The following is a 22671-nucleotide window of genomic DNA, read 5'->3' on the forward strand; positions in this document are numbered from 1 at the left end:
CCCCACGTCCGCCAACGAAGAAGGGGCCCGAAGGCCCCTGTCCTGCTCCATATGATCCGCGCGCCCGTCGCTCAGCGGCGGGGATTGCGGCCGCGCTTCACCCCCTCCGGCGTGATCATGGTCCAGCCGAAACGGCCCTCGGCATGGGTCATGCGGTGATCCAGCAGACGGCGCGTCATTGCCAACAGCCGGGGGGCCTGGGCGGGATCAGTGGCAAGGTCCCGCGCCTCCCCGTCTTCGGCATGATCGAACAACAGCGGCGGCACCCCGCCGTTGACATGCACCAGCGTGTGCCGCCCCTCGCGCAGGATGCAAAGGTTTGCGCGATCCGCCGTCACCCCCAGCGCCCTCTGCGCCACCGTGGGCGTGATCGGATCGCCGAAATCGAGCTCGGAATAGCTGTAATCGCGCCAACTCTCCGGCGCCTCGCCAGCCAGGAAGGGGCGCAGGCTGCGCCCGTCCATGGTATCGGGGATATCGACGCCCAGCAGATCGAGGATGGTGGGGGTGACATCCACCGATTCCGTCATCGCCTCGACGGCACGACCAAAGGCCTCCGGCTGATCGGGGTCGCGAATGATCAGCGGTACGTGATAGGCGGCCTCGTGATAGGTCATCTTGCCCCAAAGGCCGTAATCGCCCAGCATCTCGCCATGATCGGCGGAGACCACCAGCAGCGTGTCATCATACTGGCCGCTATCCTTCAGCCAGGCGATGACGCGGCCAATATGGTGGTCGACCTCGGTGGCGAGACCCAGATAGATCGCCCGCAACAGCGCGACATTTTCCGGCGTGGCCTCCAGATCTGGAAACCCCACGACATTGCGCGCAATGCGCTGCGCCGCCCGGGCAGGTGCGTCGATCATATGGCCATCGCTTTGTGCCGGGGCCGGCAGGCTGGCGGGATCATACATACGGTTATAGGGCGCTGGCGCGACCAGTGGCGGATGCGGTCGGATATAGGTCAGATGGGCGCACCAGCCGCGCGGCCTCACGGCAATTTCCGACAGGAAGCGATCGGTCAGAAAAGCGGTATCGCTGTCCTCGGCGCGGTAGAGCGCGGGATCGTCGGGCCGATCGCCTGCGGGGCGAAAGATCTCCTCCCCCGCCGGCACGTCATAGCCCTGCCGGGCCAGATGGGCGCGCCAGGGCCAACTTTCCTCGAGCCGCATCTCCAGCGCCTCGTCAAAGCCGGGCATCACCTGTTCATAGCTGGTCAGCGCCGGATCGGCCGGGTCATGCGCCCGGGGGTCACGCGCGCTGTCGGTATAGCCGTAGAGCAACGGCAACCAACCGCCGCGCCTGAGTTCAGTCGCCAGATTGGGGCAGTCGGCCGGCAGCGGCGTGCCATTGCGCACGGCACGATGGTTCATTGCATATTGCCCGGTCAGGATCGAGGCGCGCGACGGCCCACAGGGGTTGGTCACCGAATAATGCCGGCGAAAGCTGACCGCCTCGCCCATCAATGCCCGCAGGTTGGGCAAATCGACATGGGCGGCCAACGCCCCGTGCAGGCAATCGGCACGAAACTGGTCGATCACCACGAAAAGCAGGTTTCTGCGCGGGGGCATGGCGGTCTCCTGTTGCCGTCTTGCGGTCTTCGGGAAAGCCCGCGCCATGGCTGGCGGCGCGGGCCTGCTTTCAGCTTTGCCGCGACGGGCGCGGATCAATCGGGCGCAGCGCCGGCTGGCGGCGCTCCAGCACTTCGCCCGCGGCGAGCAGCATGTTCTCGGCAAAGCGCGTCGACAAAAGCTGTACGCCGGTCGGCAGGCCATCCACCACCCCCATCGGCACCGAAAGACCTGGCAACCCAAGCACCGGCGGCATGAAGGCCGGCGCCAGTTCGGTCAGATAGGTTTGGCCGGAGGTTTCTGGCTGCATGTCGTGCCGGGCGGGATAGGGTCGGCGCCAGGACGGCGCCGTCAACACGATGGGATGAGTGGCAAACAACATCTGCCATTGCCGAAGAACTGCGTTGCGGCTCGCGAAGGCCGCCAGAAAGGCGTCGCGATCCAACGGCTCCAGCGTATCGCAGAGCAGATCCATCAGCCGGTTGACCCGCGCATCCCCCAGCTTGCGAATGCCATGAATCGGCCCCGACAGGAGCTCATGCCCGACCACCACCTGCCAGAGCTCAGAGGCTGCCAGAAGCGAGGGCGTTTCCACCTCCTCGACCTCATAGCCGGCATCCGACAGCATCGCCGCGGCGCGGATAATGGCATCGACCACCTGGGGATCGGCGGTGCACCCTTCGGGTTCACGGATCATCGCGACCTTGCAGGGCCGTGCGACATAGCCAAGATCGACCGGCGGCATGACCACCTGCAGCGGGTCGCGCGGGTCCCAAAGGCTCAGCGCCTGCAGCCCCAGCCGGATGTCCTTGACCGACCGCGCCAGCGCCCCCTGAACCGAGGCGACCTGCGAGGCCAGCAGACGCTCCGATCGCGACGAGGGGTTATGGCAGGGCAGCAGCCCAGCGGTGGGACGCAGCCCGAAAACACCGTTGACATAGGCCGGCAAGCGGATCGAGCCACCGATATCGCTGCCATGCGCCAACGCACCGATGCCGGCGGCCACAGCGGCCCCCGCCCCACCCGATGACCCCGCCGGGGTGATTTCCGGATCATAGGGGTTCATCGTCGGCCCGAAGAGATCGTTATCGGTGAAAAAGCTCATCGAGAAGGCTGGCGTATTGGTCCGCCCGATGATCACCGCGCCAGAAGCGCGCAGGGAGCGCACGACCGAACCGTCCTCGGGTGCGATCAGATCGGCGAAGGCCGGCACCCCGTTGGCGGTGGCGCGGCCCTTGTAATCGGCGTTCATCTTGGTGGTGACGGGCACCCCGTGCAGCACCCCCAATTCCTCACCCTGGGCACGGGCGGCATCGGCGGCACGGGCGTCCTTCAACGCCTGCTCTGGCAGCGCGTCGACAACCGCGTTCAGCGCCGGGTTCACCGCCTCCATCCGGGCAATCGCCGCCTCGGTCGCCTCGACGCTGGAAATATCCCCCACCGCGATCGCCGTGGCCAGCTCGGCGGCAGTCCAGCTCCAGAGCTCTTTCGTCATCCCCATATCTCCCGGGCAGTCTTTTGTCTTGAAACGGAACAGGGCCCCGGCAAACGCGGGGCCCCGAAGCGGTCAGGCGTCAAGCTTGCGCAGCAGCGCCGGCAGATCGGCCACCGTGTCGATCACATAGTCGGCTCCGGCCGCTTTCAGGATCTCGGTCGCATGGGCGCGCAGCGCCTCGACCTCCTCCGCCGGCAGAGCGGCCAGTTCCTCGGGCGTCTTGCCCACCGCATTGCCGGACATCGCCACGCCGACGGTCAGACAGCCCGCCGCCACGCCTTCGCCGATCCCCGGCGCGGTGTCGTCCACCTTGACGATGGCGGACGGCGGATAGACCACCAGATCGACCATGCATTTATACATGCCAAGAGGACCGGGGCGGCCTTCGGGCAGATCATCGGAACAGACAAGGTTATCGGGCACATAGCCCTGGGCGGCGGCCGCTGGCAGCACGTTTTCCATGATCGACCGGGTATAGCCGGTGGTCGAGCCGATCTTGAGCCCCATCGCCCGTAGCTCATCCACCGCCGCCTTCGCCCCCGGCACCAGATCGGCATAATCGGCGGCAACCTTTTCGTTCATCGGCACGAAGATCTCATAGACCTTGTCCACATCGGCATCAGTGGGCGCCGCGCCGTATTTGTCGGCCCATTGCGCCGCGATCTCGGGCATGTCCATCATCGCGCGGATATGGTACCATTTGGCTGATCCCATCGGCGCACGGGCTTGTTCGATCGTTGCCTCGATGCCGAACTGGGCAAAGGCCTTCACGAAAACCCCCATCGGCGCGAAAGAGCCGAAATCGACAATGGTGCCGGCCCAGTCGAAGACGGCGGCCTTGAAACGGTTCATGCGGTTTCCCTCACCTTTGCTTGCGCCAGCTTGGCGCGTTCTTCCAATGCGGCGGCGGGCGGTGTGGCGCTTGCCACCCCGAGTTCGCCAAGGCTGTCGCGGGCGGCCTCGACCACGCGGGTCATCACGGCGGCATCCATCCGGCCGATACAGCCGATGCGGAAGCTGTCCACCACCGTCAGCTTGCCCGGGTAGATGATGAACCCCTTGTCCTTCATCAGCTCGTAGAAACGGGCGAAATCGAACTTCGGATCGGCGGGGTTGAAGAAGGTGACGATGATCGGCGACAGCCAGGTTTCATCCAGCAGCGTCTCGAACCCCAGCCCGCGCATGCCGGCGACCATCACGTCGCGGTTGTTGGCATAGCGCGCGCCGCGCGCGGCAACGCCACCCTCTGCCTCATGCATCCGCAACGCCTCGATAAAGGCCGCGACCACATGGGTTGGAGGAGTAAAGCGCCACTGACCGGTGGTCTCCATATATTCCCATTGCGCATGCACATCGAGCGCCAGGGAATGCGACCGCCCCTTGGCGGCCTCAAGCTCCGACCGCCGCGCCAGCACGAAGCCGAAGCCCGGCACGCCCTCGATGCACTTGTTGGCCGAGGAGACCATCGCCTCGAACCGGATTTTGCCGGGCTCCAGCGGCACGGCGCCGAAGGCGGACATGCTGTCGATCAACAGCTTGCGTCCAGCGGCATAGGTAGCCGCCGAGATCTCGGCCACCGGGTTCAGGATGCCCGAGGAGGTTTCACAATGAATGGCGAGCACATGGGTGATCGCCGGATCCGCAGCCAGGATGCGGGCGACATCGGCCCCACGCGGCGGCATGTAATCCCCCATGTCGAGCAGATGGCGCGCCCGGCCGATGGTGTCGCAGGTCTTGGCGGCACGCAGCCCGTAGGCGCCATTGGCCAGCACCAGAACCTTGCCGTCCCTGGGCACGAAGCTGCCCAGCATCGCCTCGACCAGATAGGAACCCGATCCCTGCATCGGCACGCAGGTGAAATCGTCGCCCCCCTCGCCCAGCATGGCGACCAGACGCATGCGCATCTCGTCGGTCATGACACGGAAATCGGCGTCCCAGCTACCCCAATCGCGCAGCATCGCCTCTTTCACTTCATAGGCGGTGGTCAGCGGCCCGGGTGTCAGCAGATAGGGTTCGCCCAGTTTCGGTGGCGGGAAATTGCCCTGATCGGTCATCCTCATTTTCCTTGAATGACGGGAGTCGGCGGCAGAATGCCTGAGGCATATTCATTTGAAAAATTCATAAATCCAATCTAACCATAGATTTCAGCGATATATTGACGGCCCTCCCCAATGCGATACGTACAGCTCCGCGCCTTTCACCATGTTGCCATCTGCGGCGGCTTCTCCCGGGCCGCCGAGGCGCTCTATCTGACCCAGCCGGCGATCTCGGATCAGGTCCGCAGACTAGAGGAGGAATATGACATCCTCCTGTTCAACCGACGCAACAAGCAGGTGACCCTGACCCGAGAGGGAGAGGAGTTGCTGGCGATCACCCGGCGGCTGTTCGATGTCGAGCAACAGGCGCTGGAGTTGCTGACCGAATCCCGCGCCCTGAGATCGGGGGAACTGAGGATCGTGGCCGACGCAGCGCATCATTTGATCCCTGTCCTGAGCCGGTTCCGGGCGGCATATCCGGGCATTCGCATCTCTCTGCACGCAGGCAATACCCAAAGCGTTCTGGGGGCGCTGCACGCCTATGAGGCCGATATCGGAGTACTGGGGGAAATGCCGAAAGGGCGTGATTTCGTGACGCTCAAACTCAATTCGACGCCGATCATCGCCTTTGCCCACCGCGATCATCCCGCCGCCGCGACGAGCAGAGCCCGGCTTGCCGATCTGGCGCGCTATCCCTTGGTGCTGCGAGAACGGGGATCGAAGACCCGCCACCGACTGGAAGAGCTGGCGGCGGTCGAACATGTCACCCTGTCGCCCGCGATCGAGGCCGAGGGACGCGAGGCCGTGCGCGAGATCGTCGGCTCCGGTGCCGGCGTCGGCTTCGTGTCGACGGCCGAATTCGGCACCGACAGCCGCTTCACCGCGATCGAGATCGACGCGCCGCCGATGCTGATGGACGAAGCGCTGATCTGCCTGCGCGAACGTGCTGGCGCCAAGCTGGTGAAAGCCTTCTTCGACAGCGCCCGCAGCTCGCTGTCGCAGGGCTAGCGCCCCCGCACAAGTTCCCCCTCGCCCACCCGTGCTAGGCCTGCCCCGGGGGAGAAACCGCCTTGTCACAGGATGTGCCACCACGCCCGGACCACCGCCGGGCCATCCGCGCGGCTTCGCGCGAAAGGACATCCTGCCCGAAAAGCCGGCGCCCCCTCTCCCCGCACGGCGAGGGCCCGGCCTCAGACCCCCCGATGGCACCGCCCTCGCCCTGCGCCATTCGCAACTGACCGGAGGGCCCGATGCGCCTGACACATGAACATGAAGAGCTGCGCCGCAGCACCAAGCGCTGGATCGAGGCAGAGGTGAACCCCCATGCCGCCGAATGGGAGGCCGCCGGCATATTTCCAGCGCATCGGGTGTTCAAATCCTTCGCCGATCTGGGGCTTCTGGGCGTCAGCAAGTCCGAGACCTATGGCGGGCTCGCGCTCGGTTTTTCCTATGCCGCCGTGGTGGCCGAGACGCTTGGCCAGATCAAACCCGGCGGCGTGGCGCTGGCCTTGGGGGTGCAGACAGACATGTGCACCCCGGCACTGGAGAAACATGGCAGCGACACCCTGCGCGACGCCTTTCTGCGCCCCGCCATCGCCGGCGAGATGGTCGGCTGCATCGGCGTGTCGGAACCCGGCGCCGGATCGGATGTGGCGGCGATCCGCACCACCGCGCGCAAAGAGGGCGGCGATTACATCATCAACGGCGCCAAGATGTGGATCACCAATGGCACCCAGGCCGATTTCTGCTGCCTGCTGGCCAATATCGGCGACGGGCCAGTGCATAAGAACAAGTCACTGATCGTGGTGCCGATGGACACCAGGGGCGTCGGCGTCACCCGCAAGATCGACAAGATCGGCATGCGCTGTTCCGATACCGCGCAGCTCTTCTTCGACGAGGTCCGAGTGCCGCAATCGAACCGCATCGGCGAGGAGAACATGGGGTTCGTCTATCAGATGGAGCAGTTCCAGTACGAAAGGCTCTGGGGTGCGCTGAACACCGCAGGGACGCTGCAACGCGCCATCGACTGCACGCTGGCCTATACCCGCGATCGCAAGGCCTTCGGCAAGTCAATCCTCGACAACCAATGGGTGGCCTTCAAGCTGGCCGAACTGCAAAGCGAGCTTGAGGCGTTGAGCGCGCTGAACTGGCGCGGGGTCGAGATGATCGAAGCGGGCAAGGATGCCACCCGGATCGCCACCATGGCCAAACTCCTGGCCGGACAGCTTTCGCGCCGCATCTCGGACACCTGCCTGCAATTCTGGGGGGGCATGGGCTATAGTGAGGAAAGCGAGATTTCGCAGATCTTCCGCGACACCCGGCTCACCTCGATCGGCGGCGGCGCCGATGAGGTGATGCTGCAAATCCTGACCAAGTTCATGGGCAGCTTTTCGCAGGGCTGAGTATCGACCCAAACGACAACACCCTGAAGCAAGGCTTCAGGGTGTATAATCCAAACCCTGCGAACAGGGCAAAACTTTCAAAGCGCGTCAGCGCAGTCTCAGCGGCGGCGTTGGTGCAACTGCCGGGCGCGCTGGTTCGGCTCTTCGACCGGGATCATCACGGCGCGATAGTCCGGGATCGCCGCCGGGGTGCCACCGCGCGGGCCGCTGTCCTCACGCTCGGCCATCGACATCACCGCCAAGGCGAATTGCACGCCGGCGAAAACGATCCCATGGGCGAACCAGAGCACCACCACGGCAAGAATTCCAACATCCGAGGTACTGACCAGATGCCACAGGTTCATCACGTTGAACCACAGCAGCACAGCGACAAAAGCGGCTGCGATCGCGAAACCGATCAGGACGTTGCGGATATAGAGCTTGATAAGTTCGGGCATAACATACCTCCAATGCTCCCGATGCTACCACGCGCGCGCCGCTCGTCCATGCCGAAGTGACGCGCATCTCGTCGCAGGGGCGGTTAACAGCCGATATGGTGACAGATCGGGCGTCCGCCAAGGCCCATGCCCCGAAATCGCCGGCGCGAACACGAAAAACCCGCCCCAAGGGGCGGGTGATGAGTGTCCGGCACTGTCAAAAGCGACTCAGAAGGCCTCAGGCCGCGCTTCCCGCGCCATGTGATCGAGCACAGCATTGACGAATTTCGGCTCCTTTCCCTCGGGAAAGAAGGCGCGGGCGATATCGACGAACTCGCTGATCACCACCTTCGGCGGCGTGTCGGCGTTGATCAGCTCGGCTCCGGCGGCGCGGAAAAGGCCGCGCAGCGTCGGGTCGATCCGGGCGATCGGCCATTTCGCCACCAGCGCACGATCGGTCATCTGGTCGATCCGCGCCTGATAGTTCACCGCGTCCCCAACCAGCTTGCGGAACAGATCGACGTCGCCCTCGATCATCTCCCCCTCGTCCTCATATTCCGCGCCAAAGCGGAAATCGAGAAACTCGAGCACCACCTGTTCGGTCGTCTGCCCGCGCTGCTCCATCTGATAGAGCGCCTGAACGGCATAAAGCCGGGCGGCCGATTTCATCTTGCGTTTCTGGTTGCCCGAAAGGGGCGCGTCGGTGCTGGTCATGCGGTGGGGGTTCCGTCGTTGTCTCCGGCCAGACGGATGGTTTCCGATAGCGGCCGGAAGCCTACGTCTTCTTTCTGGCCGCCCCACTTACGGCTGAGCGCGATCAGATGCAAGGCCGCAGCCGCAGCGCCGCCACCTTTGTTCTGATCCGCCGTGTCGGCGCGTACCTCGGCCTGCACCCGGTTTTCAACCGTCAGGATGCCGTTGCCGATACAAAGCCCCTGCAGGCCCAGCAGTTGCAACGCCCGGCTCGAGTCGTTGCAGACGGTATCGTAATGGGTGGTCTCGCCGCGGATCACGCAGCCCAACGCGACATAGCCATCGAAATTGGAGTAACGGTCCGCCATGGCGATAGCGGTCGGGACCTCCAGCGCGCCGGGGACTTCGGCAATCTCCCAGCTGCCGCCCGCCGCCTCGATCTCGGCCTTGGCGCCAGCGATCAGGTTATCGGCGATATCCTTGTAATAGGGGGCAACCACGATCAGCAGCTTCACCGGCGCGTCGAACGCGGGACGCGGCAGGATGTAATGGCTTTCATGTCCGGCCATGGGTCATTCCTCCTTCAGGATCGGACGGGTTCCGACGATGCTGAGCCCGAAGGCATCGAGCCCCAGGTATTTGGTCATCGGAGAATCGGTCAGCAGGATCAGATCGCGCAGCCCCAGGCTCGACAGGATCTGGGCACCGAGACCGGTCTCCTTGATGGTCCGGGGGCCTTCTTCCTCATCCGCGAACAACACATTGCGCGGCTGGCGGAACAGCGTGACGACTCCACGGCCCTCAGCGGCAATGATTTCCATCGAGCGGGACAGTTGCCGCGCCGATTTGGGGCCCAGACCAAGAATATCGGTCGCCTCGTGCAGCGCATGGGTGCGGGTCAGCACAGGTTCGGCCGTGGTGATATCTCCCTTGATCATCGCCACATGTTCGGTGCCATGGGTCTGATCGGTGAAGATGCGCATGTCCCATTCGCCACCGAATTCCGACACCACGGTGCGCCGGGCCGTCTCGGTCACCAGGTTGTCATTGCGCGACCGATAGGTGATCAGGTCGGAAATGGTGCCGATCTTCAGCCCGTGCTGGGCGGCGAATTCCACCAGATCGGGCAGCCGCGCCATGCTGCCGTCGTCCTTCATGATCTCGCAGATCACGCCCGCCGGCTTCAAACCGGCCAGACGAGAGATATCGACAGCGGCCTCGGTATGGCCGGCGCGCACCAGCACCCCGCCCCGTTTGGCCCGCAGCGGGAAGACATGGCCGGGGGTGGCCAGGCTCGCCATGGTATTCTGTTCGTTGATCGCGGTGGCGACGGTATGGGCGCGATCGCCGGCGGAAATCCCGGTGGTCACCCCCTCGCGCGCCTCGATCGAGACGGTAAAGGCGGTTTCATGCCGCGAGGAGTTGTTGACCGCCATCATAGGCAGGCCCAGACGGTCCACCCGTTCGGCGGTCATCGGCAGACAGATCAGCCCGCGGCCGTAGGTCGCCATGAAGTTGATCGCGTCGGCATCGGCGAATTCGGCGGCGATCACCAGATCTCCCTCGTTCTCCCGGTCCTCGTGATCGACCAGGATGAACATGCGCCCCTGGCGCGCTTCTTCGATGATCTCTTCGATCGGGCTGATGGCGTCGCGCAGCCCGGTTTCCACCGGGCCGGGGGTTTCGAAACTCATGGAACTGCGGCCTTTACTGTCAGCGGTTATTCGGCAGATAGACCACACCGGGCTCAAATGCCAGTCCCGCAGGCATCGCAGACCCGCACAGCCGCCCTGCATTCGACAAAGGACCTCAGACCGTCTGCATGAAATATTCGCCTGCGGGCAGATAGGCAGCGGCGCGTCCGGCGGCCATCCATTCCTGCTCTAACGGCGCCTCGCCAATCACCAGCACCTGCGCGCCCGACAGCTTGCGATCGCGTATCACCGCCTCGATCCGCGCGCGCGCCTGTGCCCAACTGTCGGTAAAGCGCGGCGCCGGGCCGACGGCGTCCAGCACCGGGTTGCGCAAGAGCACCGCCTCAGGCGACAGCGGCGGTTGCACCAGCGCCAGCTTCTGCGCCGCGCGGACCGCCTGCAGCTTTTCCTCCCGGCTCGCCGGCATACGGGCATCATAACCCAAGATCCGCAGCGCGTTCGACGAGAACAGAAGCCCGACGATATCCTGGCCGGAGAATTGCCGTACCCTGGCATAGGTCTTGTAATCCATCCCCAGTTCGGCCGCGCGCTTGAGCCGCATCTGCAGCACCAGCTTGGGGATGGCATTGGGCATCAGCGCCCGCTGCGCCGCACGCCACTGATGGGTGCGCAAGAGCCTGCCCGTTTCCATCGACGGGCCACCGTTGTGGCCGATCCCGGCCGGGACGGTCATGCCGCCACCTCGTTCAGCCGGGCGACATAGCGGGCCAGCGTGTCGACCTCAAGGTTCACCCGGTCGCCGACTTTGGCCTGCCCCCAAGTGGTCACCTGCTGGGTGTGGGGAATGACGTTGATGCCGAAGGTATCGCCCTCGACCTCGTTCACCGTCAGCGAGGTGCCGTTCAGCGCCACCGATCCCTTCGGCGCGATGAAGCGGGCAAGCGCATGCGGTGCACGAAAGCGGATGCGGGTGCTGTCACCCTCGTCTTCCATGGCGATGATCTCGGCCACACCGTCGACATGACCCGAAACGATATGACCGCCCAATTCGTCCCCGACCTTGAGCGCGCGTTCCAGGTTGACCGTCTTGCCGGTCTGCCAGCCCCCGCTGGGATCGTTGTCGGCGCCGCCGATATTGGTCTTGGACAGGGTCTCGGCGCTGATCTCGACATCATACCAGTCGGGCCCCAGGTCGATCACCGTCAGACAGACGCCATCGCTGGCGATCGAGGCACCGATGTCGATGCCGGCGGTGTCATAATGGGTCGCGATACGGGCGCGCAGGTCGCCCCGCCGCTCCAGCTCGGTCACGGTGCCGACATCGGTGATGATCCCGGTGAACATGGCGCGCCTCCTTTTGCAGTACCTTGCCGTCCTGAGGTAACGACCTGCCCCGCTCCGGACAAGCCCTCGCTTGCTTATGCGCCCCCAACGGGCCATAGTTCTGCCAAAGTAATCGGTTAAAAACCGAGCACCGACAGGCGGATCAGATGAGTAAAGAGTATGGGTGCAACTGTGCAGACCGACAGGGTGTTTCTGTTTCTGCAGGGTCCACATGGCCCTTTTTTCAACACATTGGCCGACATGCTGCGCGCCGCCGGCGCCAAGGTCTGGCGGACGGGTTTCAATGCAGGCGATCGGGTATTCTGGCGCCACGCCAAATGCTATATCCCCTTTCGCGGCACACCTGAGGATTGGCCGGAGACGCTCGACCGCCTGCTGGACGAGCGCCACGTCACCGATATCGTGCTCTATGGCGACACCCGCGCGGTGCATTCCACCGCCATCGCCGCCGCGAAGGCCCGCGGACTGACGGTGCATGTTTTCGAAGAAGGCTACATGCGGCCCTATTGGGTCACCTATGAACGCGGTGGATCGAACGGCAATTCGCGACTGATGGAGATGTCCATCGCCGAAATGCAATCGGCGCTCGCCCTGTCGGATATGGAGGCACCGCTGCCGCCGGCAAGCTGGGGCGACATGCGCCAACATGTGTTCTATGGCGCGCTCTACCACTGGTTCGTCATGTTCTGGAACCGGGGCTACCCCAATTTCCGCCCACATCGCGCACTGCCGGTAACCAAAGAGTTCCAGCTTTACCTCAAGCGGCTGGTGCTGATGCCGTTTCAGGCGCTGGACCGGCGTATCGCCCAAAGGCGCATCCGCAACGGCGGCTTTCCCTATCACCTGGCGCTTCTGCAACTGGAACACGACAGTTCATTCCAGATGCATTCGCCCTTTTCGACCATGACCGAGTTTCTCGAACAGGTGATCCAGGGCTTTGCCGAAGGCGCGCCGCGACACCACCACCTGGTCATCAAGGCCCACCCCCTGGAGGACGGCCGCGTTCCGGTGCGGGCCGAGGCCCGCAGGCTGGCGGCGCAATATGGCATTGCCAACCGGGTGCATTATGTCCGCGGCGGCAAGCTGGCGCAGCTTCTGAACGATGCCCGAAGCGCGGTGACGGTCAATTCCACCGCCGGTCAGCAGGTCCTGTGGCGCGGCATTCCGATCAAGGTTTTCGGCAGCGCGGTCTATGACAAGCCCGAATTCGTCTCGACCCAGCCCCTCAGGGACTTCTTTGCCGGGGCCGCCCGTCCCGACAACCGCGCCTATAAGGATTATCGCCGCTATCTGCTGGAAACCAGCCAGGTGCCGGGAGGCTTCTATTCCCGCCGCGGACGCCGCCAATTACTGCGTCATGTCGTCGACATGATGCTGTCGCCGGAGGATCCTTATGACGCGCTGAAATCGGGCACAGCGGCACCACGGCAACACCTGCGGGCGGTGACCTGAGCACCGCGCCACTCAAGACTGGATTTTTATGGTCAATTCCGATAGTTTGGCCCAAAAACCTGAGGCAGAACAATAACAGGTCGAGGAGACCGTGCAGTGAAATCCCTGACACCCCGATGGGCGAAGCCTGTCGCGATGATGGCCATACTTGCATTGCTGGCAGCCTGCGCCCTGCCGCGAGTCGGCCCGAACAAACGTGAAATCTTCGCCGGATCGGTTCAGCGCCAGGGCGACGCCTTCGTCGTTGCGGTCAATGACCGGGTCACCCGCGCCACCGCGGTGGTCCCTGCTCTTGGCTTCACCAACAATTTCCTCAGCGCCGCGCGACTGACCTCGGACACCATCCGGCCCGGCGACATGCTGGGGCTGACCGTCTGGGAAAACGTCGATGACGGCTTGTTGGCCAGCCAGGGTGCCAACGCCACCGTCCTGGACGAGGTTCAGGTCGACAGCGCCGGCTATATTTTCGTGCCCTACGCCGGACGGCTGAAGGCAGCGGGCAATACCCCCGACCAGCTGCGTGAAATGATCACCCAGCGGCTGCAGGACCAGACGCCCGACCCGCAGGTGCAGGTGCGCCGGGTCGCCGGCGACGGCTCCACCGTGTCACTGACCGGCTCGATCGGCGCCCCCGGGGTCTATCCGATCGAACGGTCCACCCGCACGCTGGCGACCATGCTGGCCCGTGCCGGCGGCCCGACCGTGCGACCCGAAGTCACCCAGATCATCGTCAACCGCGGCAAGCAGCAGGGCAAGATCTGGTTCCAGGATCTCTATGACAACCCCAGCCTCGATATCGCCCTGCGCGGCGGCGACCGCATTCTAGTCGAAGAGGACACCCGGTCGTTCACCGCGCTTGGCGCCACCAGCCAACAGGCCCGGGTGTCGTTCCAGACCCAGGAAATCTCCGCACTCGAGGCGATTGCCCAGGTCGGCGGACTGATCTCCACCGCCTCCGACCCGACCGGCGTCTTCGTGTTCCGCAACGAGCCCGCCGCAATCGCCAATCAGGTGCTGGGCCGGACCGATCTGCAGGGTGCGCAGCGCATGGTCTATGTGCTGAACCTGACCGAACCGAATGGCATCTTCATGGCCCGCGATTTCGTCATCCGCGACAGCGATACGCTTTATGTGACCGAAGCGCCCTATGCGCAATGGACCAAGACCATTTCGCTCATCGCAGGGTCGATCACCCCGGTCGCCAGCGTCCAGTCGCTCGCCGGCGGCTGATCGCATGACCCGCCATGACGGCACCGATATGGCCGGGGGCAAACGCCCCCGGCTTTTCGTTTATAACGGTGGTTTTCTGACCCAGCCCCGGCTGCGGCGAATGCTGGCGCTGGCCGGCTACGATCTGCGGCTGGGCCTGCCGCGGCCCGGGGATGCCGTCGCGGTCTGGGGCGCCGGCCCCACCGCCCACCGCGGCCTCGCCATCGCCGCAAGGCGCAGCACCCCGGTGCTCCGGGTCGAGGACGCCTTGCTCCGTTCGCTCCACCCCGGCCGTGCCGGAGAGCCGCCGATCGGGCTGACGCTGGATTGGTCGGGGCCGCATTTCGATCCCGCTCAGCCTTCGGATCTGGAGCGGTTGCTAGCGACCCACCCACTGGACGACAGCGCGCTCTTGAACCGCGCCCGCGACGCCATCGCCCGGATGCGCGAGATCGGACTGACCAAATACAGCGGCTACGATCCCGATATCGCCCTGCCCCGCGCGCCTTATGTTCTGGTGATCGACCAGACCCGCGGCGACGCCTCGGTCACGGCCTCGGGCGCCGATCTGGCGCGTTTCAAGGAAATGCTGGTCTTTGCCCAACTCGAACATCCCGGCATGCCGGTGGTGATCAAGACCCACCCCGAAACCCGCGCTGGATACCGCCCCGGCCATTTCGGCCCCGAGGATGAAAACGATCGGGTGCGGCTCCTTTCCGAGCCAGTCGATCCCTGGGCGCTGATGGAGGGGGCGGTGGGCGTCTATACGGTGTCCTCGCAACTGGGGTTCGAGGCGATCCTCGCCGGCCATCGCCCCCGTGTCTTCGGCCAGCCCTTCTATTCCGGCTGGGGGTTGACCGAGGATGAGGCCCCGCTGCCGCGCAGAACCCGGCGGCTGACCCGCGCCCAGATTTTCGCCGCGGCGATGATGCTCTATCCGATCTGGTACGATCCCTATCGCGACCGGCTTTGCGAGCTGGAGGGCGCGATGGATACGCTGGAGGCCCAGGTGCAGGCCTGGCGCGAAGATCATCACGGCTGGATCGCCAGCGGCATGCGCCTGTGGAAACGCAAACCCTTGCAGGGTTTCTTCGGGAGCGAGAAGCGGATGATCTTTTCCGACGATCCGGCCCGGGCGCCCGCCGGGCGCCGCCGGATGATCTGGGCCTCGGGCGCCACCGAGGAAGACACCGCGGTACGGGTCGAGGATGGCTTTCTGCGCTCTCGCGGGCTGGGGGCGAAGCTGGTGCCGCCGCTGTCGCTGGTGACCGACGATCTGGGGATCTATTACGATCCGCGCCGCCCCAGCCGGCTGGAGGCGCTGATCGGCCGGCGCACGGCCCTGCGCCCCGATCAGAGCCTCAGGGCGCAACGGCTGATCGCCGCGCTGACAGCCGCGGGGCTGAGCAAGTACAACCTGGACGGCGCCCTGCCCGAACTGCCACCGGGTCAGCGTATCCTGGTGCCAGGTCAGGTGGAAAACGACGCCTCGATCCTGACCGGGGCGGGAGCGATCAGAACCAACCTGGCCCTGCTGCAGGCGGTTCGCGCTGCCAATCCACAGGCGGTGATCATCTACAAGCCGCACCCGGACGTCGAGGCCGGCCTGCGCCCCGGCGCGGTCGACACCGAAGGGCTTGCCGATCTGGTGGCACATCGCGCCGATCCGATGGCACTTCTATCGCAAGTCGATGCAGTCTGGACCATGACCTCGCTTCTGGGCTTCGAGGCGCTGCTGCGCGGGGTAGACGTCACCAGCCTTGGCGCCCCCTTCTATGCCGGCTGGGGGCTGACCCGCGATCTGGGAGAGATCCCGCCGCGCCGAACCGCCCGACCGAGCCTTGAGGGGCTGGTCCACGCGGCGCTGATCGACTATCCGCGGTACCGCGATCCGGTCACCCGCCTGGCCTGCCCGGTGGAGGTGATCGTCGAACGACTGGCCCGCAACCAGATCCCCAAGCCGCCACTGGCGAACCGCAGCCTGTCGAAACTGCAGGGCATCTTCGCGACCTACGCGTATCTGTGGCGTTGAGAGCCTGTGCGGGAGGGGGCTCTGCCCCCGGCCTGCGGCCTCCCCCGGGATATTTGCAGCCAGGAAAAGGCCAGAGGCGTCACAGCGAAGGCAGCGCCCGGGTCCAGCGGGCCATCACATCGGGCCCGATGGTGCGCAGCTCGGCCAGATCGAAGCGCGGCGCCTCGGTCAACTGTCCGAGCCCCAGCGCGCCGATCGCCGGCAACCCTTCAGCCCCGATCGCCAGGCCGGCAGTGAAGCCCACCAGTTCGTCGACCAGATCGTCGCCCAGAAGCGAGGCTGCCAGCGCGCTGCCGCCTTCGCAGAACACCCGTGTCAGCCCCGCCTGCCCCAATTGGCGCAGCACATCGGCCGGGTCGAGCTGGCTGCCACGCAAGGCGCAGGGGATGAGCCGCGCCCCCAGGCCTTCCCAGGCGCGGCACCGCTCAATATCGACACCGGGCCCGTGACAGAGCCAGACCGGGACCTCTCCGGCGGTACGGGCGAGCTGACCGAGCAGTGGCAGGTCGAGATGGCGCGAGACCACCACGCGCAGCGGCTGATGCGTCGCCCCCATGCCGCGCACGGTGAGCGCGGGATCATCAGCGCGTGCGGTGCCCGCGCCGACCATCACCGCATCATGACGCGCCCGCATCGCATGGACCGCACGGCGGGCCTCCGGGCCAGTGATCCACTGGCTCTGGCCGGTGGCAGTGGCGATACGTCCATCGAAACTCGACGCCATCTTCAGGGTCACCATCGGGCGGCCCTGTTCGGTCTTGAGAAAGAAGCCGGCCAGATCATGCGCCGCCCGGTCGGCCAGCACGCCGGTGGTCACGGCGATGCCGTGCTTGCGCAGCCGGTCGAGCCCCTGACCCGAAACGCGCGGGTCACTGTCCTCGATCGCAACCACCACGCGGACCACCCCCGCCGCGATCAGCGCATCGGCGCAGGGCGGCGTCTTGCCGTGATGTGAACAGGGTTCCAGAGAGACATAGGCCGTGGCGCCCCGGGCCAGATCTCCGGCCTGCGCCAGGGCCTGGGGTTCGGCATGCGGTCGACCGCCCGGCGCGGTGGACCCGCGCCCGACGATACGGCCGTCCTTGACAATCACACAACCGACGGCGGGGTTCGGCCAACACCGCCCCTGTCCGCGCCGGCCCAGCGACAGGGCCAGCGCCATGAACCGGTCGTCAGCGCCGCTCACTCGTCCGGCGCCGGCGTCGGGCGCAATTCATGAACGAAGCTTTCGAAATCGTCCGCGGCCTGGAAGTTCTTGTAAACGCTGGCGAACCTCACATAGGCGACAGTGTCGATCCGGGCCAGGGCCTCCATCACGATTTCACCGATGCGCTTGGTGGGAATATCGGTTTCCCCCATGCTTTCCAGCCGCCGCACGATGCCCGAGATCATCTGGTCGATCCGCTCCGGATCGATCGGGCGTTTCTGCATCGAGATGCGGATCGAGCGTTCCAGCTTGTCACGATCGAAATCCTCGCGCTTGCCTGAGGTCTTGATCACCACCAGATCGCGGAGCTGCACCCGTTCATAGGTGGTAAAGCGACCGCCACAGGCCGGGCAGAACCGGCGCCTGCGGATGGCCACATGATCCTCGGCCGGACGCGAATCCTTCACCTGCGTGTCGATATTTCCGCAAAACGGGCAGCGCATGCCGGTTCCCTTCGTTCGTGATCTGCCTCGGGCCCGCCGGTGTTTGTTGCTCTGCGGGCGCAGTTATCCACAACTATAGGCGACCCTCTAGAGTTTGGGTAGGGGGGAAATGCGACCGCAAGATGAGCCGTCGGGCGGCGGCAGGAAAAGGGTCCACACCCCGACCGGTTTCCCCTACGGTATCTTCCACAGGTTTCGATATTCGGCCAAAGCGAGTTTCCAGCCATGGCATTCACCCATGTTTTCCAGAATTTCAACAAGACCTGGCTGCACGTCGGGGACGGTGCAGCTGATGTCTTCGTAGGCGATGACACCGTCCTGACCGGCCCCTACAAGGGCACGCTGCAAACCAAGGACGAAATCCGCGCCGGCGGCGGCGACGATTATCTGGATGGCGAAACCGGCCGGAATATCCTGTATGGCGAGGCCGGGAACGACGGGTTCACCATTGGCGATGCCGCTGATGGAACCGCCTGGGATCGCGCCTTTGGCGGCAGCGGTGCGGATGTCTTCTATGCCAGCGCCCACAGCCCGATCGCCGGCAAGCTGCACCTGGTCAACGGTGGCTCGGGAACCGATACCTTCTGGTTCCACCTCTACGCCGGTGTGGCCGACCTGCGGGGCGATACCGTCTTTCTGGATGGCCGGGCCACAACCCGGCTCAGCTCCATCGAAACCGTCATCGGCAGCTCACATGATGACATCCTGCGGGCCGGAGGGAGGGTCTTCGAGATGGCGGGAGCTGCGGGGGACGACACCCTGATCGCCAACCCAGAGGCGAAGCCCAAAGGCTATTACAACGGTACGCTTCTGATCGGCGGCATTGGCAGGGATGAGTTGCGCGGCGGCGATCATGGCGACACCCTGTTCGATCACAGCAATCTGTTCGACGGCAAGCCGGACAGCACCGAGGCGGAAACCGATGTGCTTTATGGCGGCGGCGGGGTGGACCGTCTGTTTTCCTATTCCGGCGACGACAGGCTTTTCGGCGGAGATGGCGGGGACAGGATCTTTTCCCTGGCCGGAAACGACATCATCCGGGGCGGCAAGGGCAGCGATCACATCGCCTTCGGCTATGCATTGACGTGGGAGGAAACCTATGCCCGACCGCAGGGCAGCCTCTATGGGCTGAGCATCGACGGAGGCGCGAATGGGCGTGGCGGCGATACCGTCGATTTCTCCATGGTGACCCTCTCCTTCGGGGCGCTGATCCGCGGCGTGAAGGTCAATCTGGGCGTCGATAAGGGCTGGGACCTGTCCTCGCCCGACGGGCCACAGAAGTTTCGCCTCAAGCAGATCGAAAATATCATCGGAACCGCTCGTGACGATATTCTGATCGGGTCGGCGAAAGACAACAGATTGCAGGGCGCTGGCGGCGACGATCTTGTCAAGGGCGGCGCCGGAAAGGACGTCCTTGAGGGAGGCGATGGCAGCGACCGGCTGTTCGGCGGCGCCAATGCCGATGTCCTGGTCTCGGACTTCGATGGCGATATTCTGTCCGGCGGGTCAGGGATCGACCGGTTCGAGTTCAAGCTGAGCAATTCTGAAGTTCACAGGGGCATCGCCCGGATCACCGATTACGATACCCGTGAGGCCATCATCACCGATTGGGACAGCCTTCTGAAGATCGAGATGACCGACACGACCGACGGCGCCCTCGTCAGCGGAGACGGCGGGCGGAGCTCAATTCTGTTCGAAGGGGTCAAGGTCGCCGAGCTGTCGCTGGACCGGTTCTTCGTCACCCCCTCCCCCTATGATGACGACCTGTAAGCGCGTGCGTCGGCTCAACCCAGATGGGCAGCGACCTCGCGTCGATGCGGGGCGGATCGATGTTCGAAAAGGTAAATTCCCTGCCATATTCCAAGCCGCATACGGCCATCCAGCACAGGAAACGACAAGCTGATCGGCAACAGCGCCGCCTTGATATGGGCCGGCATATCGTCCGGCCCCTCATAGGTATGGGTCAGATAGGACATCGTGGGGTCGGTGCTGGGCGGCACCAGCCGATGAAAGAAGGCCCTCAGATCGGTCTGGACCTCAGGGTCGGCATTTTCCTGGATCAGCAACGAACAAGAGGTGTGGCGGACAAAAAGTGTCAGTAACCCCTCGTCGCGGCCACAGTCTTGCACCCAGGCCGCGACATCGCGGGTGAATTCATACAGCCCCTGCCCCCGGGTCGGAATGGTGAAAGTCGTCTGCATGATTGCAGTTAGACCCGTCCCCCAGACGAAGGCAAGCCAGAGGAGGAGAGAAGATCAGCCAGCGGCATAGGCCCGGCGCGCTGCGGCGATGGGCGCGGCATGCAGTTCAGCCCAGTCGATCAGCACCCCCAGCGGGCCCAGCAACGATAACCCCATATCGGTCAGCCGATATTCGACGCTGGGTGGCTTGGTCGGAAACACCTCGCGCGCGATCAGCCCATCGCGTTCGAGATCACGCAAGGACTGGGTCAGCATGCGTTTCGAAATATCCGGCAGCGCCCGGCCGATGGCATTGAACCGCGCCGGCCCCTGGGCCAGCTCCAGCAGGATCAGCGTGGTCCATTTCGCCGCTAGGTGGTCTAACACATGGCGCACCGGGCAATTGCCCAGATCCTGCCCTTCTTCTTTCCAAACCTGCAGCCGGTCCGGCGCGGCGACATCACGCATGGGGTTCCCTCCAGGTAACCTGGGCAGAAAAAACTGCCTTCTTTTCAGATGCCAGATAGGTCTCTATCTGAGACCTGTCAACGATTGAAGACTAAAAGGAGTCTCTCATGTCCACCTCTCTCCTGATGGTGACCGGCGCTTCCGGTCACCTGGGCCGGCTGGTCATCGACCATCTGAAAACCCTGGTGCCGGCGGCGCAGATCGTCGCTTTGGTCCGCAAACCGGAAACCAAAGCGGCCTATGAGGCCGAAGGCATCGCCGCCCGGATCGGCGATTACGATGATGTCGATAGCCTCAAGGCCGCTTTCGACGGAATTGACCGGCTGCTGCTGATCTCTTCCAGCGCCGTGGGTCAACGGGCGCGCCAGCATGGCAACGCGATCGAGGCCGCCAAGGCCGCCGATGTGGGTTTCATCGCCTATACCTCGATCCTCGAGGCCGCGACCTCCCCCATGGCACTGGCCGAGGAACACAAAGCCACCGAGGCCATGCTGGCCGACAGCGGCATCCCCCATGCGCTGCTGCGCAACGGCTGGTACACCGAAAATCTTCTGGCCAGCCTGCCCACCGATCTGGAGTTGGGTCAGCACTTCGGTTGCGCCGGAGAAGGCCGCTTCGCCACCGCGCCGCGCAAGGATTACGCCGAAGCCGCGGCCATCGTGCTGGCCGGCGGCGATCATGCCGGCAAGGCTTACGAACTGGCGGGCGACAGCGATTTCACCCTTGCCGATTTCGCCGCCGAACTGAGCAAGCAGGCCGGCAAACCGATAAGCTATACCGACATGCCGGAAGACGCCTATACCGCCGCTCTGGTGCAGGCCGGTCTGCCCGAAGGCTTTGCCGCAATCCTCGCCGACAGCGATGCCAAGGCGGCCCAAGGTGCGCTGAGTTCCACCAGCAAGGACCTTTCCACGCTGATCGGTCATCCGACCACACCGCTGGCTGAGACCATCGCCACAGCCCTGGCGGCCTGATGCAGATACGGGCCCGCCGCCCGGCGGCGGGCCGGCCCCACGCCTTCCCCGGAGGGGGCGTCAGGCGACGTCAGTCGTGCCAGACACGATCCTCGACCCGGTCGTAACAATAGTTGCGCGCCATCGCGGCAGTCAGATTGTCGCCAGCGCGTTTTACCGCAAGTGACAGGCCGACGCTGGTATCGGCCCCTTGTGGCGGTGTCAGCGCGAATTGTACCGCCTTACGCCCCGGTCGGCTGACCGACGGGCCCAGCGGCTTCCAGATATAGATCCGCTGATTGGCCGGCGTTCTCAGCGCGGCGATCGCGTAATCCCCGGCGCCGCACCAATAATCACCGGCACCGGCGCCGACCTCGCTCACCACTTCGAACACCCCCTGGCCCAGGTCGTGAACCTCATGTCGGTTTTGCGCCCGCCAGGCCCAGGCAAGCGCCGGCAATGCCGCCAGCGCAGCCGCCGCAAAGATCGTCTTCGTCATTCGGGACTGCATGATCTTTCCCCTTCCTGCCACCACTACATGGCGCTTCGTGTTTACATGGCGCTGCGCGTTTCCTCGCAATAGGTCATCGCCTCTTGCACGCTCATATGGGTGCCGGGCCTCATAGCGCTCAGCAAATGGAACGACAGGAAATTCTGCAGCGAGGTCCCCTCCATACCCGATGCTTCCGCCATCTGCGGCGCCCGGAGCGAAAACTGCACAGCCGAACGCCGCCCCGTGATCACACTGGGACCACGTCCCCGCACCACGTAAATCCGCGCGGTCCATTTCGCATGCAGCACCCGCTGGGCGTAATCGGCGGCACCGCACCAATACTCACCGCCCGATCCCCCGGCTTTGGAGACGACTTCGAACACCTCGTCATCCACCGGATAGGCATGAACCAAGGGCTTGAGGTTCACCGCCCCGGCCTGCTGTGCCCCCCCAAAGCCCAGGGCCAGAACCCCGATCAGGGCGGCTGCAAAACGTTTCATGGTGCGGACCTCCGGACAATACCTGTCATGACTGTCATTATAGATAGGTCCGACAAGGAACCGAGAACAGGGGTCATCGCAAAGATCACTCTGCAACGCCGGGCGCAGCAAAAAGCCCGCGC

23 protein-coding genes are annotated in these 22671 nt (G+C 64.6%); 7 read left to right on the forward strand and 16 right to left on the reverse strand.

Annotated elements, in window-relative coordinates:
• Positions 1-71: 71 nt before the first annotated feature.
• From G455_RS0110880 to G455_RS0110895, 4 genes are all read right to left on the reverse strand, one after another.
• Entirely contained in the window at positions 72-1571 is a 1500-nt protein-coding gene (locus tag G455_RS0110880; RefSeq protein ID WP_028093736.1) for a sulfatase-like hydrolase/transferase, read from the reverse strand.
• Positions 1572-1641: 70 nt separating this feature from the next.
• Complete coding sequence (locus G455_RS0110885) at positions 1642-3066, reverse strand: amidase (RefSeq protein ID WP_028093737.1); 1425 nt, start codon at positions 3064-3066, stop codon at positions 1642-1644.
• 72 nt (positions 3067-3138) lie between these two features.
• Entirely contained in the window at positions 3139-3918 is a 780-nt protein-coding gene (phnX, locus tag G455_RS0110890; protein ID WP_028093738.1) for a phosphonoacetaldehyde hydrolase, read from the reverse strand.
• Positions 3915-5120 carry a 2-aminoethylphosphonate--pyruvate transaminase gene (locus tag G455_RS0110895; RefSeq protein WP_028093739.1) on the reverse strand — a complete coding sequence of 402 codons (1206 nt, stop codon included), beginning with the start codon at positions 5118-5120 and terminating at the stop codon, positions 3915-3917. Before G455_RS0110895 ends, phnX begins: the two co-directional genes overlap by 4 nt.
• Before the next feature lie 117 nt (positions 5121-5237).
• Here G455_RS0110895 and G455_RS0110900 point away from each other — a divergent pair, with 117 nt between their 5' ends.
• Complete coding sequence (locus G455_RS0110900) at positions 5238-6110, forward strand: LysR substrate-binding domain-containing protein (RefSeq protein WP_028093740.1); 873 nt, start codon at positions 5238-5240, stop codon at positions 6108-6110.
• A gap of 242 nt (positions 6111-6352) precedes the next feature.
• Positions 6353-7504 (forward strand): acyl-CoA dehydrogenase family protein, encoded by a 1152-nt coding sequence (locus G455_RS0110905; RefSeq protein WP_028093741.1) that lies wholly within the window; start codon positions 6353-6355, stop codon positions 7502-7504.
• A 98-nt stretch (positions 7505-7602) separates the two neighbouring features.
• Here G455_RS0110905 and G455_RS0110910 read toward each other — a convergent pair whose 3' ends face one another.
• The 6 genes from G455_RS0110910 to G455_RS0110935 form a co-directional block, all read right to left on the reverse strand.
• Positions 7603-7941 carry a hypothetical protein gene (locus G455_RS0110910; protein WP_028093742.1) on the reverse strand — a complete coding sequence of 113 codons (339 nt, stop codon included), beginning with the start codon at positions 7939-7941 and terminating at the stop codon, positions 7603-7605.
• Positions 7942-8148: 207 nt separating this feature from the next.
• Entirely contained in the window at positions 8149-8634 is a 486-nt protein-coding gene (gene nusB / locus G455_RS0110915) for a transcription antitermination factor NusB (protein WP_028093743.1), read from the reverse strand.
• Positions 8631-9182 carry a 6,7-dimethyl-8-ribityllumazine synthase gene (locus tag G455_RS0110920; RefSeq protein WP_028093744.1) on the reverse strand — a complete coding sequence of 184 codons (552 nt, stop codon included), beginning with the start codon at positions 9180-9182 and terminating at the stop codon, positions 8631-8633. Before G455_RS0110920 ends, nusB begins: the two co-directional genes overlap by 4 nt.
• Positions 9183-9185: 3 nt before the next feature.
• On the reverse strand, positions 9186-10307 hold the full coding sequence (ribB, locus tag G455_RS0110925) for a 3,4-dihydroxy-2-butanone-4-phosphate synthase (RefSeq protein WP_028093745.1): 1122 nt from the start codon (positions 10305-10307) through the stop codon (positions 9186-9188).
• Positions 10308-10422: 115 nt separating this feature from the next.
• On the reverse strand, positions 10423-11001 hold the full coding sequence (locus tag G455_RS0110930; protein ID WP_028093746.1) for a hypothetical protein: 579 nt from the start codon (positions 10999-11001) through the stop codon (positions 10423-10425).
• On the reverse strand, positions 10998-11612 hold the full coding sequence (locus tag G455_RS0110935; protein ID WP_028093747.1) for a riboflavin synthase: 615 nt from the start codon (positions 11610-11612) through the stop codon (positions 10998-11000). Before G455_RS0110935 ends, G455_RS0110930 begins: the two co-directional genes overlap by 4 nt.
• Positions 11613-11771: 159 nt before the next feature.
• On the opposite strand from G455_RS0110935, the gene G455_RS0110940 reads away from it, so the two are divergent.
• From G455_RS0110940 to G455_RS0110950, 3 genes are all read left to right on the forward strand, one after another.
• A complete protein-coding gene (locus G455_RS0110940) occupies positions 11772-13064 on the forward strand; it encodes a capsule biosynthesis protein (RefSeq protein WP_028093748.1) in 1293 nt (430 codons plus the stop codon).
• A 135-nt stretch (positions 13065-13199) separates the two neighbouring features.
• A complete protein-coding gene (locus G455_RS0110945; protein ID WP_051312379.1) occupies positions 13200-14294 on the forward strand; it encodes a polysaccharide biosynthesis/export family protein in 1095 nt (364 codons plus the stop codon).
• A 4-nt stretch (positions 14295-14298) separates the two neighbouring features.
• Entirely contained in the window at positions 14299-16305 is a 2007-nt protein-coding gene (locus G455_RS0110950; RefSeq protein WP_028093750.1) for a capsular polysaccharide biosynthesis protein, read from the forward strand.
• Positions 16306-16384: 79 nt separating this feature from the next.
• Here G455_RS0110950 and ribD read toward each other — a convergent pair whose 3' ends face one another.
• Together ribD and nrdR are read right to left on the reverse strand one after the other, a co-directional pair.
• Positions 16385-17467 carry a bifunctional diaminohydroxyphosphoribosylaminopyrimidine deaminase/5-amino-6-(5-phosphoribosylamino)uracil reductase RibD gene (ribD, locus tag G455_RS0110955; protein WP_028093751.1) on the reverse strand — a complete coding sequence of 361 codons (1083 nt, stop codon included), beginning with the start codon at positions 17465-17467 and terminating at the stop codon, positions 16385-16387.
• 20 nt (positions 17468-17487) lie between these two features.
• On the reverse strand, positions 17488-17955 hold the full coding sequence (gene nrdR, locus G455_RS0110960; protein WP_028093752.1) for a transcriptional regulator NrdR: 468 nt from the start codon (positions 17953-17955) through the stop codon (positions 17488-17490).
• Between the two features lie 225 nt (positions 17956-18180).
• On the opposite strand from nrdR, the gene G455_RS0110965 reads away from it, so the two are divergent.
• The gene (locus G455_RS0110965; protein WP_028093753.1) at positions 18181-19725 is read left to right on the forward strand and encodes a calcium-binding protein; all 1545 of its coding nucleotides are present in this window, start codon (positions 18181-18183) and stop codon (positions 19723-19725) included.
• Positions 19726-19739: 14 nt separating this feature from the next.
• On the opposite strand, the gene G455_RS0110970 is transcribed toward G455_RS0110965, so the two are convergent.
• Complete coding sequence (locus G455_RS0110970; RefSeq protein WP_028093754.1) at positions 19740-20156, reverse strand: secondary thiamine-phosphate synthase enzyme YjbQ; 417 nt, start codon at positions 20154-20156, stop codon at positions 19740-19742.
• A gap of 54 nt (positions 20157-20210) precedes the next feature.
• The gene (locus tag G455_RS0110975; protein ID WP_028093755.1) at positions 20211-20603 is read right to left on the reverse strand and encodes a winged helix-turn-helix transcriptional regulator; all 393 of its coding nucleotides are present in this window, start codon (positions 20601-20603) and stop codon (positions 20211-20213) included.
• A 107-nt stretch (positions 20604-20710) separates the two neighbouring features.
• Between G455_RS0110975 and G455_RS0110980 the strand changes: the two genes are divergently transcribed.
• Positions 20711-21577 carry an SDR family oxidoreductase gene (locus G455_RS0110980; RefSeq protein ID WP_028093756.1) on the forward strand — a complete coding sequence of 289 codons (867 nt, stop codon included), beginning with the start codon at positions 20711-20713 and terminating at the stop codon, positions 21575-21577.
• 70 nt (positions 21578-21647) lie between these two features.
• On the opposite strand, the gene G455_RS0110985 is transcribed toward G455_RS0110980, so the two are convergent.
• Positions 21648-22055, reverse strand: coding sequence for a hypothetical protein (locus tag G455_RS0110985; RefSeq protein ID WP_028093757.1), 408 nt, complete (start codon positions 22053-22055; stop codon positions 21648-21650).
• 53 nt (positions 22056-22108) lie between these two features.
• Positions 22109-22549 (reverse strand): hypothetical protein, encoded by a 441-nt coding sequence (locus G455_RS23835; protein WP_051312381.1) that lies wholly within the window; start codon positions 22547-22549, stop codon positions 22109-22111.
• Positions 22550-22671 lie beyond the last annotated feature (122 nt).

The organism is Pseudodonghicola xiamenensis DSM 18339, assembly GCF_000429365.1.
Taxonomy (GTDB): Bacteria; Pseudomonadota; Alphaproteobacteria; order Rhodobacterales; family Rhodobacteraceae; genus Pseudodonghicola; species Pseudodonghicola xiamenensis.

What these genes read in the sequence shown, in the direction of transcription:
- G455_RS0110975 (WP_028093755.1), bottom strand. Translation starts at nt 20,603, where the DNA reads ATGCGTGATGTCGCCGCGCCGGACCGGCTGCAGGTTTGGAAAGAAGAA.
- G455_RS0110905 (WP_028093741.1), top strand. Translation starts at nt 6,353, where the DNA reads ATGCGCCTGACACATGAACATGAAGAGCTGCGCCGCAGCACCAAGCGC.
- ribB (WP_028093745.1), bottom strand. Translation starts at nt 10,307, where the DNA reads ATGAGTTTCGAAACCCCCGGCCCGGTGGAAACCGGGCTGCGCGACGCC.
- G455_RS0110885 (WP_028093737.1), bottom strand. Translation starts at nt 3,066, where the DNA reads ATGACGAAAGAGCTCTGGAGCTGGACTGCCGCCGAGCTGGCCACGGCG.
- G455_RS0110985 (WP_028093757.1), bottom strand. Translation starts at nt 22,055, where the DNA reads ATGACGAAGACGATCTTTGCGGCGGCTGCGCTGGCGGCATTGCCGGCG.
- G455_RS0110930 (WP_028093746.1), bottom strand. Translation starts at nt 11,001, where the DNA reads ATGACCGTCCCGGCCGGGATCGGCCACAACGGTGGCCCGTCGATGGAA.
- G455_RS0110980 (WP_028093756.1), top strand. Translation starts at nt 20,711, where the DNA reads ATGTCCACCTCTCTCCTGATGGTGACCGGCGCTTCCGGTCACCTGGGC.
- G455_RS0110940 (WP_028093748.1), top strand. Translation starts at nt 11,772, where the DNA reads ATGGGTGCAACTGTGCAGACCGACAGGGTGTTTCTGTTTCTGCAGGGT.
- G455_RS0110895 (WP_028093739.1), bottom strand. Translation starts at nt 5,120, where the DNA reads ATGACCGATCAGGGCAATTTCCCGCCACCGAAACTGGGCGAACCCTAT.
- G455_RS0110970 (WP_028093754.1), bottom strand. Translation starts at nt 20,156, where the DNA reads ATGCAGACGACTTTCACCATTCCGACCCGGGGGCAGGGGCTGTATGAA.
- G455_RS0110935 (WP_028093747.1), bottom strand. Translation starts at nt 11,612, where the DNA reads ATGTTCACCGGGATCATCACCGATGTCGGCACCGTGACCGAGCTGGAG.
- G455_RS0110900 (WP_028093740.1), top strand. Translation starts at nt 5,238, where the DNA reads ATGCGATACGTACAGCTCCGCGCCTTTCACCATGTTGCCATCTGCGGC.
- G455_RS0110965 (WP_028093753.1), top strand. Translation starts at nt 18,181, where the DNA reads ATGGCATTCACCCATGTTTTCCAGAATTTCAACAAGACCTGGCTGCAC.
- G455_RS23835 (WP_051312381.1), bottom strand. Translation starts at nt 22,549, where the DNA reads ATGAAACGTTTTGCAGCCGCCCTGATCGGGGTTCTGGCCCTGGGCTTT.
- nrdR (WP_028093752.1), bottom strand. Translation starts at nt 17,955, where the DNA reads ATGCGCTGCCCGTTTTGCGGAAATATCGACACGCAGGTGAAGGATTCG.
- G455_RS0110920 (WP_028093744.1), bottom strand. Translation starts at nt 9,182, where the DNA reads ATGGCCGGACATGAAAGCCATTACATCCTGCCGCGTCCCGCGTTCGAC.
- ribD (WP_028093751.1), bottom strand. Translation starts at nt 17,467, where the DNA reads ATGGCGCTGGCCCTGTCGCTGGGCCGGCGCGGACAGGGGCGGTGTTGG.
- G455_RS0110945 (WP_051312379.1), top strand. Translation starts at nt 13,200, where the DNA reads ATGATGGCCATACTTGCATTGCTGGCAGCCTGCGCCCTGCCGCGAGTC.
- G455_RS0110950 (WP_028093750.1), top strand. Translation starts at nt 14,299, where the DNA reads ATGACCCGCCATGACGGCACCGATATGGCCGGGGGCAAACGCCCCCGG.
- G455_RS0110910 (WP_028093742.1), bottom strand. Translation starts at nt 7,941, where the DNA reads ATGCCCGAACTTATCAAGCTCTATATCCGCAACGTCCTGATCGGTTTC.
- G455_RS0110880 (WP_028093736.1), bottom strand. Translation starts at nt 1,571, where the DNA reads ATGCCCCCGCGCAGAAACCTGCTTTTCGTGGTGATCGACCAGTTTCGT.
- phnX (WP_028093738.1), bottom strand. Translation starts at nt 3,918, where the DNA reads ATGAACCGTTTCAAGGCCGCCGTCTTCGACTGGGCCGGCACCATTGTC.
- nusB (WP_028093743.1), bottom strand. Translation starts at nt 8,634, where the DNA reads ATGACCAGCACCGACGCGCCCCTTTCGGGCAACCAGAAACGCAAGATG.